The organism is Vibrio sp. 1874, from assembly GCF_033344395.1.
Taxonomy (GTDB): Bacteria; Pseudomonadota; Gammaproteobacteria; order Enterobacterales; family Vibrionaceae; genus Vibrio; species Vibrio alginolyticus.
This window is the reverse complement of record NZ_JAWPOR010000107.1, coordinates 1-1,255: the sequence shown is the minus strand read 5'-3', so window position 1 is coordinate 1,255 and position 1,255 is coordinate 1. Positions and strand designations below refer to the sequence as shown.

At 47.8% G+C, this 1,255-nt stretch carries 1 protein-coding gene; it reads left to right on the top strand.

Translation table 11 applies throughout. The features are described from left to right. Positions 1 to 11: 11 nt before the first annotated feature. Positions 12 to 1,255, top strand: a 1,244-nt coding sequence (gene gbpA / locus R8N46_RS24885; protein WP_318189731.1) for an N-acetylglucosamine-binding protein GbpA, incomplete at its 3' end; no start/stop codon positions are given.

Below are 1,255 nucleotides of genomic sequence, written 5' to 3'. Positions count from 1 at the left end.
GAGGACGTGTAATGAAATCATTCCCTAATAAATCACTCGTTGCCCTGGCTATCGCAAGCATGAGCTCTGGTGTCTTAGCACACGGTTACGTATCGGAATCCAACGATGGCGTCGCAGCAAGTCGTGCAGCGCTGTGTAAGTACCCAACATCGGATACCAATGAAAGAAACACTAACTGCGGCGCAATTCAATATGAACCACAAAGCGTCGAAGGCCCTGATGGCTTCCCAGAGACAGGCCCTCGCGACGGGAAAATTGCCAGCGCAGAAACGGCTCTAGCAGCTGCACTAGACGAACAAACCGCCGACCGCTGGATAAAACGTCCGATAAAATCTGGTACACAAACGTTTGAATGGACTTTTACAGCAAACCACGTGACTCGTGATTGGAAATACTACATCACAAAACCGAATTGGAACCCGAACGCTTCATTGTCACGCGACTCGTTCGATCTAAACCCTTTCTGTGTGGTTGACGGCAATATGGTTCAACCACCAAAACAGATGAGCCACCAATGTAACGTGCCTGAACGCGAAGGGTACCATGTCATCCTTGCGATATGGGATGTGGGGGATACCGCTGCATCATTCTACAACGTTATCGATGTCAAATTTGATGGTGACGGCCCTGTGATTCCTGAGTGGACTCAAGGTGGCCAAATCATCCCTACTATGAATCTAAAGGTTGGCGATTCGGTTTACACTCGCGTGTTTGATCAATCTGGAGAGAACGTTGCATACCGCACTGAACTAGCAATTAGTAACGACGCACTCACTCAAGCGAAAAACTGGTCTTACGCCTTGGCGAGTAAAATCAACCAAGAGCAAACTAAGCTTCAAGCTGGTCAATATTCGGAAGACAAGTTCACGCCAGTGTACGGCACGAACCCAATTTACCTGCAATCAAACAGTGGCCTTGAGCGTGTTGAAATTGGCTACAATATTGAAACGCCAGTACCTGACTATTCACTCACGGTTGATGGTCTTGCTAGTGAGTACATAATTGGTACAGAGCCAACCGCTTTAGACCTCACTCTTACCGCAGAGGGCGACTTAACCGCCGAGTTAACGGTTTACAATCATCATCGCGAACCACTAGCAAGTTGGACGGGTTCAATTCAAGATGGTGCAAGCGAACAAGTAGAACTCACGCTGAGCAAATCAGAACCGGGGCACCACATGTTAGTAACCCGCATTAAAGATACCGATGGCAACCTTGTCGATCAGCAAACTCTGGATTTCCATCTAAAAAGTGA